Source organism: Martelella sp. (genome assembly GCF_984369615.1).
The window spans coordinates 1-7,286 of sequence record NZ_CFHTCS010000227.1 but is presented as its reverse complement, the minus strand read 5'-3'; the positions used below and the strand labels follow the sequence as shown (position 1 = coordinate 7,286).

Here is a 7,286-nt window from a genome sequence, read left to right as displayed (position 1 = left end):
CGGCAAGCAGCCGCCGCGCGATCGTCGACTTGCCCGCGCCGGACGGGGCCGCCAGAACCAGCATGATCCCGCGTCGGTTTACAGCATTGCTTTCTGCCATGGCTCTACTCCAGATTCTGTATCTGCTCGCGAAACTGATCGATGACCGTCTTCAGCTCCAGCCCCGCCGCCGTCACCGCGACGGCGTTCGACTTGGAACAGATCGTGTTGGTCTCGCGATTGAATTCCTGCGCCAGGAAATCAAGCCTGCGCCCGCATGGCCCGCCCTGTTGCAAAAGCGCACGCGCAGCTTCGACATGGGCGTTCAGCCGGTCGATTTCTTCCTGCAGGTCGGCCTTGGTGGCGAGCAGCACCGCCTCGGCGTAGAGCCGGTCCGCGTCGAGCGCGGGCGCGGCCTCCACCAGTTTCGCCACCTGCTCGGAGAGCTTTTCGGCAATCGTTGACGGAGAGCGGGAGGGGTCGCGCGCAATCGTTGCCGTCAGCGCTTCGATCCTGTCGATCTGGCGGGAGAGAACCGCGACGATCTTCTCGCCCTCATCGCCGCGCATGGCCGCCAGCCTGTCGAGCGCGCGATCGAGATCATCAAGGATCATGCGGTCGCGCGTTGCGATTGTCTCCTCGCTCTCCTCGACCTCGCGGAACTCGGCAACCCCGCGCATGCCGAGAAGGCCCTCCATGGTGAGCGGCCTGTCGTCAACGGCATCGCCGAGGCGCGCCTTGAGGTCGAGCACCGCCTGCAGCGCCGCCTCGTTGACGGCGAGTTCCAGCCTGCTCTCGGCAAGGGCGATCGACAGCGCCACCTGGACATTGCCGCGCGACAAACGGCCGGAGAGACGCTTGCGCACGTCACTCTCCAGATGATCGCTGCCCTGCGGCAGCCGGAGCCTGAAATCGAGCCCCTTGCCGTTGACGGAACGAAGTTCCCAGGACCAGCGATAGCGCTGCCAGTGCCCCTCGCTGCGGGCAAAGCCCGTCATGGATTGCGGCTTCATGTCTTCCCCTCTCGGCTCCGGCCCGGCAAACGAGGCCGGGCCATCGCGGCGCAAACTACAGCATTTTCCGCCCGGCGCTAAGCCGGGTCCTCCGACGGAGCGTCAATTCGCGCCCTGCTCGGCTTCGAGCCTGCGCCAGCGGCGAACATTTGCATTGTGTTCGTCGAGCGTGCGGGCGAAGGCATGTCCGCCGGTGCCATCGGCGACAAAGTACAGGTCTTCGGTACGGGCCGGGTTTGCCACCGCCTCGAGCGCCGCCCGGCCGGGATTGGCGATCGGCCCCGGCGGCAGGCCGTTGATCCGATAGGTGTTGTAGGGCGTTTCCTTGTCGAGATCCGACCGGTAGATCGGCCTGTCGGAAGGTTTGCCCTCGCCGCCGAAAAGACCGTAGATCACGGTCGGGTCCGACTGCAGCCGCATGCCCCGCTCCAGCCGGTTGAGGAAAACGGCTGCGACCTGCGGCCGTTCGGAGGCAATGCCCGTTTCCTTCTCGACGATCGAGGCAAGCGTGACGAAATCGTCCTTGTTGTCGATCGGCAGGCCCTGGTCCCGCTTCAGCCAGATCTCGTCGACCATGCGCTGCTGGCCCTCGCGCATCTGCTCGATGATCTCCGTGCGGTCCGTCCCCCGCGAGAAGCGATAGGTCTCCGGCATCAGCGTTCCTTCGGACGGCAGTTCCTCAGGCAGGTCTCCGCTCAGATTGGGATCGGAGGCCAGCCGGTCGAAGACCTGCCGGACGGTGAAGCCCTCGGGAAAGGAAATGCTGTAGAGAATGGATTTTCCCGATTCGAGCAGGGCGGCCACATCGGCCATGGAAGCGCCCGCCTTGATCTCATAATCGCCGGCCTTGAGGGTCTCGCCGTTTCTCAGATGGGCCGCCGTCACATAGCGGAAAATACGCGAATCGCTGACGATGCCGTTGCGCTCCAGATCCCTTGCAATGGTGGCAAGGCCCGCGCCGGCGCGCACGGTGAATTCCGCATTGACCGTCAGCGGACCGGGTTCATTGTAGCTCGATTTCGCGTAATAATAGATGCCACCCACGGCCACCGCCGCAAGCACCAGCAGCGTCATCACGAAATTCAGGAATGTCACGAACTGGCTCTTGGCCTTTCTGGAACGCTGCACGGGCTCGGGGACGCGCTCCGGCCGCAATGCCTCCCTGGCGGATTTCGGCACGACCGGCCGGCGGTCGTCTCCCGCGTTCTCGCCGTTCTCACGCCCGTTTTCCTGGTCAGAACCGCGCACCGGTAACCTCTCAAACAAAAGTCCGGCCGCATCCGGAAGCGATGCGGCCTCACCATCATGACCTGCGGCAGCAAACCGCCGCTGCGGCGAACGATATCGAATCCAACGCCGAAGTCGTTGAACCTAGATAAAAAAACGGCCGCAAAATGTCAGCCGTTTCTTTTGTCCTTCCACAAGGCCTGACGGCGGGTCAGCCGTTATAGCGGCGCAGAACCAGCGAGGCGTTGGTGCCGCCGAAGCCGAAAGAATTCGACAGCGCCACATCGATATTGCGCTTGCGCGCGACTTTCGGCACGAGATCGATCGGCGTCTCGCGCTCGGGATTGTCGAGATTGAGCGTCGGCGGCGCGACATTGTCGCGAATCGCAAGCGTCGAGAAGATCGCCTCGATCGCGCCGGCAGCACCGAGAAGATGGCCGGTCGCCGATTTGGTGGACGACATCGCCACCTTGCCGGCATCCTCCCCCAGAAGCCGCTCGACGGCGCCGAGCTCGATCGTATCGGCCATGGTCGACGTGCCGTGGGCGTTGATGTAGTCGATCTCGCACGGCGCAATGCCGGCGCGCTTCAGGGCCGAGGTCATGCAGCGGAAGGCGCCTTCGCCGTCCTCGCTCGGCGCGGTGATGTGGTAGGCATCGCCGCTGAGCCCGTATCCGACCACTTCCGCGTAGATCGTCGCGCCGCGGGCCCTGGCGTGTTCGAGCTCTTCAAGGACTACAATGCCGGCGCCCTCGCCCATGACGAAGCCGTCGCGGTCGACGTCATAGGGACGCGAGGCGCGCTGGGGATCGTCGTTGAAATCCGTCGACAGCGCCTTGCAGGCGGCAAAGCCGGCAAGCGACAGGCGGCAGATCGGCGATTCCGCGCCGCCGGCGACCATCACGTCCGCGTCGCCGAAGCCGATCAGCCGGCTGGCGTCGCCGATGGCGTGCGCGCCGGTCGAGCAGGCGGTGACGACAGAATGGTTGGGGCCGCGCAGCTTGTGGCGGATGGAGACCTGGCCGGAGGCCAGATTGATCAGGCGGCCAGGGATGAAAAATGGCGAGACCCGGCGCGGACCGCGGTCGCGCAGCGTGTATCCGGCTTCCACGATACCATCGAGACCGCCGATGCCGGACCCGATCAGGACGCCCGTCGAAATCTGGTCGTCATCGCTTTTCGGGTGCCAGTCGGCGTCGTTCAGCGCCATGTCGGCGGCAGCCATCGCATAGATGATGAAGGGGTCGACCTTGCGCTGTTCCTTCGGCTCGAGCCATTGATCCGCGTTGAACGTCCCGTCGCTGCCGTCACCCAAAGGGATCGAACAGGCAATCTTGGCCGCCAGGTCATCCGTCTCGAAAGCGGTGACCTTGGATGCGCCGTTCCTGCCTTCCAGCAAGCGCGACCAGGTGACCTCGGTTCCGCATCCCAGCGGCGTTACCATGCCCAGACCGGTGATTACTACACGCCTCATTGGTGGATCGCCCCTTTTCAGTTTTCTTTTCGCCTCCGGCGCCGTGACGGAACCGGGTCGCCGCCATCCCAGCAAAGCGGCATTTTCATCCTTCGGCCGAACCGGACAGCCAAGGCGGCCGGTCTTTACTGCCCGGCCAGCGGACAGACAAAATCTTCTGGCGCCGGCGACCGCCGGATCCGGCTCAGGATAAAAAAATGGCCCGTTTTACCGGGCCGATCAAGGCGGTATTCAGCAGAGCGCTGAAAAACCGCCCGGTGCTTCTGCGTCGATCAGGCCTGGGCCTTCTCGATAAACTTGATCGCGTCGCCGACGGTCAGGATGGAGTCGGCTGCATCGTCGGGGATTTCGACACCGAACTCTTCTTCGAAGGCCATGACCAGCTCGACAGTGTCGAGCGAATCTGCGCCCAGATCGTCGATGAAGCTGGCGCTTTCAACAACCTTGTCGGCGTCAACGCCCAGGTGGTCAACTACAATTTTCTTAACGCGTTCTGCGATATCGCTCATGTCGGTATCCTCGACCTGTCTCAAGTTCGATGGGATGCGCCAGGGCACCCCTTGAAGTTAACGCCGTCCTATCCCTCGCTTCACGAAGAGATGTGGCGGCAAACACGTGAACCAACGCCCACATTGGAAAAAACCGGCCCGCAGGACCGGATCATATCCGCTGGACTGTTCTTGGCAGTCCCGGCCCGCTTACCATGCTTTGTTCACGGCGCAAAGCCAAAAAAGCGCCGGTTTGCGGCGAGCGCGGGCATTTCAACCGCTCGCGTTCGCCAAAACGCAACCTTCGCTCAGACCATCACCATGCCGCCATTGACGTGCAGGGTCTGGCCCGTGACATAGCTCGCCTCGTTCGAGGCAAGATAGGTGACGGCGGAAGCGATGTCATCCCCGCTGCCCATGCGCTTCATCGGCACGGCGGAAAGAATGCCCTCCTTCTGCTTGTCGTTCAGCTTGTCGGTCATCGCCGTCTCGATAAAGCCCGGCGCCACGCAGTTGACGGTGACGTTGCGCGGCGCGACTTCCTGCGCCAGCGATTTCGAAAAACCAATCATGCCGGCCTTGGCGGCGCAGTAATTGGCCTGCCCCGGATTGCCGGTGACGCCGACGATCGAGGTGATGTTGATCACGCGACCGAAGCGGCGGCGCATCATCGGATGCATGATCGCCCGCGTCAGGACGAAGGCGGCCGTCAGGTTGACCTCCAGCACGCTTTCCCAGTCGGCATCGCTCATGCGCACGAACAGACCGTCCTTGGTGATGCCGGCATTGTTGACCAGAATGTCGATGCCGCCGAGGTCGGCCTCGGCCTTCTCGCCGAGCGCCTTGACGGCGTCGCGGTCGGAAAGGTCGGCGGGAAACACATGGGCGCGCTCGCCGAGATCGGCGGCCAGCGCCTCAAGCTTTTCCGCCCGCGTGCCGTGCAGGGCGACGGTTGCGCCCTGCCCGTGCAGCTGGCGGGCGATCGCCTCGCCGATGCCGCCGCTTGCGCCGGTTACGAGCGCCTTGCGCCCCGAAAGATCCAACATTTTAAAACCTCGTCCCGTATCTAGTCTTGCGTGAGGGTCCGCGCGCAGCGAACCAGTATCAATCGATTCAGCCCTTGATCACCTTCAGCGCGCCGTCGATATCGTCCGGTCCGCCGACGGCAATGCCGTTGACCGAACGGTCGATGCGACGCGCCAGGCCGGTCAGCACCTTACCGGCGCCGATCTCATAAAGCGTCTCGACCTGGTTGGCCGCAAACCAGCTGACGGTTTCGCGCCAGCGCACCCGTCCGGTGACCTGGGCGACGAGCAGGCGCGCGATCTCTTCCGGATCGGAAACCGGCTCGGCGCACACATTGGCAACGACCGGCACCGCCGGCACGCCCTTGCGCACCTCTGCCAATGCCTCTTCCATGGCATCGGCGGCAGGCGCCATCAGCGAGGAATGGAAGGGAGCCGACACCGGCAGCAGTAGCGCGCGCTTTGCGCCCTTGTCCGTTGCCAGCGCAACGCCCTTTTCAACGCCGGCCTTTTCGCCGGAAATCACCACCTGGCCGCCGCCATTGTCATTGGCGATCTCGCAGACGCCGGCCGAGGACGCTTCCTTGCAAACCGCCTCGACATCCTCGAAGGCAAGCCCGATGATCGCCGCCATGGCGCCCTTGCCCACCGGCACGGCCTTCTGCATGGCATTGCCGCGGATGCGCAGGAGACGCGCCGTATCAGCCAGAGAAAATGTGCCGGCCGCGCAGAGCGCGGAATATTCGCCCAGAGAATGGCCGGCGACGTAGGAAATGTCGGCCTTCAGGTCGAGGCCTTCCGCCTCCAGCACACGGATCGCGGCGAGCGAAACCGCCATCAGCGCCGGCTGAGTATTGGCGGTCAGCTGAAGCTGGTCTTCGGGGCCTTCCCAGATGGTGCGGGACAGTTTTTCGCCGAGCGCGTCGTCGACTTCCTCGAAAACGAGCCTTGCGGCGGTGAATTCATCGGCCAGCGACTTGCCCATGCCGACGCTCTGGCTGCCCTGTCCGGGAAAGGTGAATGCGACTGTCATCTGCGGTCCCCCTGAGGCGATCATTCAATGTGGTTCGACGCGGTTCACCCCGGAACCACGCCCGAAAGGCCTTCCATTTGACGTTTCGACCGCCGGTGTCAATAGCGCGCCCCCGCCATTCGCGGCTGAATTTGCGCGTGAAAATGCCGTTGGGCGCTTGCGCTGCGGCGCTATCCCGCTAAGTTTCCTCAAAACCCGCCATTTCAGTATTTCAGGTAATTTCATGAAAACCAATAGTTTGGGCCGCACCGGCATAGAAGTTTCGCAAATCTGCCTCGGAACCATGACATGGGGCACGCAGAACGCGGAGGCGGAGGCCCACGCCCAGATGGACTACGCCGTGGACAACGGCGTGAACTTCTTCGATACCGCCGAAATGTATCCGGTCACGCCGCTCAGCGCGGAAACCTATGGCCGCACGGAGGAATTTGTCGGTTCGTGGTTCGAACGCCGCAAGAAGCGCGACGACATCGTGCTCGCGACCAAGATCGCCGGCCCCGGCCGCCCCTGGGTGCGCGACGGCAAGCCGATCACCCCGCAGGCGATCCGCAATGCGCTTGACGCCAGCCTGAAGCGGCTGAAGACCGACTATATCGACCTCTACCAGATCCACTGGCCCAATCGCGGCCATTTCCACTTCCGCAATTCCTGGACCTATTCCCCTTACGGCCAGGACCGCTACCAGAGCCATGTCGATATCGCCGAGACGCTCGACACGCTGGACAGGCTTGTGAAGGCCGGCAAAATCCGCGCCATCGGCCTTTCCAATGAGACGGCCTGGGGCACGATGCGCTATCTCAACCGCGCCGAACAGCACGACCGGACGCGCATTTCCACCGTCCAGAACGAATACAGCCTGCTCTACCGGCACCATGATCTCGATATGGCGGAACTTGCCTATTACGAGGATGTCGGCCTGCTCGCCTTCTCGCCGCTTGCAACCGGGCTTCTGACCGGCAAATATCTCGGCGGAAAGGTGCCGGCCGGTTCGCGCGCCTCGATCCAGCCGGAGCTCGGCGGCCGCCGCAAGCCGCAGCAGGAGCCGGC

Annotated in this window: 7 protein-coding genes and 1 pseudogene; 1 reads left to right on the top strand and 7 read right to left on the bottom strand. The window is 63.6% G+C overall.

The window, feature by feature from the left end; genetic code table 11:
- The 7 genes and pseudogenes from AC5DC2_RS16330 to fabD all read right to left on the bottom strand — a co-directional run.
- Positions 1-100 (bottom strand): annotated as a pseudogene (locus tag AC5DC2_RS16330) (guanylate kinase); the annotation flags it as partial.
- Positions 101-104: 4 nt separating this feature from the next.
- Entirely contained in the window at positions 105-992 is an 888-nt protein-coding gene (locus AC5DC2_RS16325; RefSeq protein ID WP_024709539.1) for a YicC/YloC family endoribonuclease, read from the bottom strand.
- 102 nt (positions 993-1,094) lie between these two features.
- Positions 1,095-2,171: an endolytic transglycosylase MltG gene (gene mltG / locus AC5DC2_RS16320; protein WP_371260698.1), complete on the bottom strand. Its 1,077-nt coding sequence runs from the start codon at positions 2,169-2,171 to the stop codon at positions 1,095-1,097.
- Positions 2,172-2,430: 259 nt separating this feature from the next.
- Positions 2,431-3,693 carry a beta-ketoacyl-ACP synthase II gene (gene fabF, locus AC5DC2_RS16315; protein WP_491699240.1) on the bottom strand — a complete coding sequence of 421 codons (1,263 nt, stop codon included), beginning with the start codon at positions 3,691-3,693 and terminating at the stop codon, positions 2,431-2,433.
- Between the two features lie 272 nt (positions 3,694-3,965).
- Positions 3,966-4,202 (bottom strand): acyl carrier protein, encoded by a 237-nt coding sequence (locus AC5DC2_RS16310; RefSeq protein ID WP_018062986.1) that lies wholly within the window; start codon positions 4,200-4,202, stop codon positions 3,966-3,968.
- Positions 4,203-4,489: 287 nt separating this feature from the next.
- The gene (gene fabG / locus AC5DC2_RS16305; protein WP_024709536.1) at positions 4,490-5,227 is read right to left on the bottom strand and encodes a 3-oxoacyl-[acyl-carrier-protein] reductase; all 738 of its coding nucleotides are present in this window, start codon (positions 5,225-5,227) and stop codon (positions 4,490-4,492) included.
- 67 nt (positions 5,228-5,294) lie between these two features.
- Positions 5,295-6,239 carry an ACP S-malonyltransferase gene (gene fabD, locus AC5DC2_RS16300; RefSeq protein ID WP_491699239.1) on the bottom strand — a complete coding sequence of 315 codons (945 nt, stop codon included), beginning with the start codon at positions 6,237-6,239 and terminating at the stop codon, positions 5,295-5,297.
- 223 nt (positions 6,240-6,462) lie between these two features.
- On the opposite strand from fabD, the gene AC5DC2_RS16295 reads away from it, so the two are divergent.
- A partial coding sequence (locus tag AC5DC2_RS16295; RefSeq protein ID WP_491699238.1) for an aldo/keto reductase occupies positions 6,463-7,286 on the top strand: 824 nt, incomplete at its 3' end.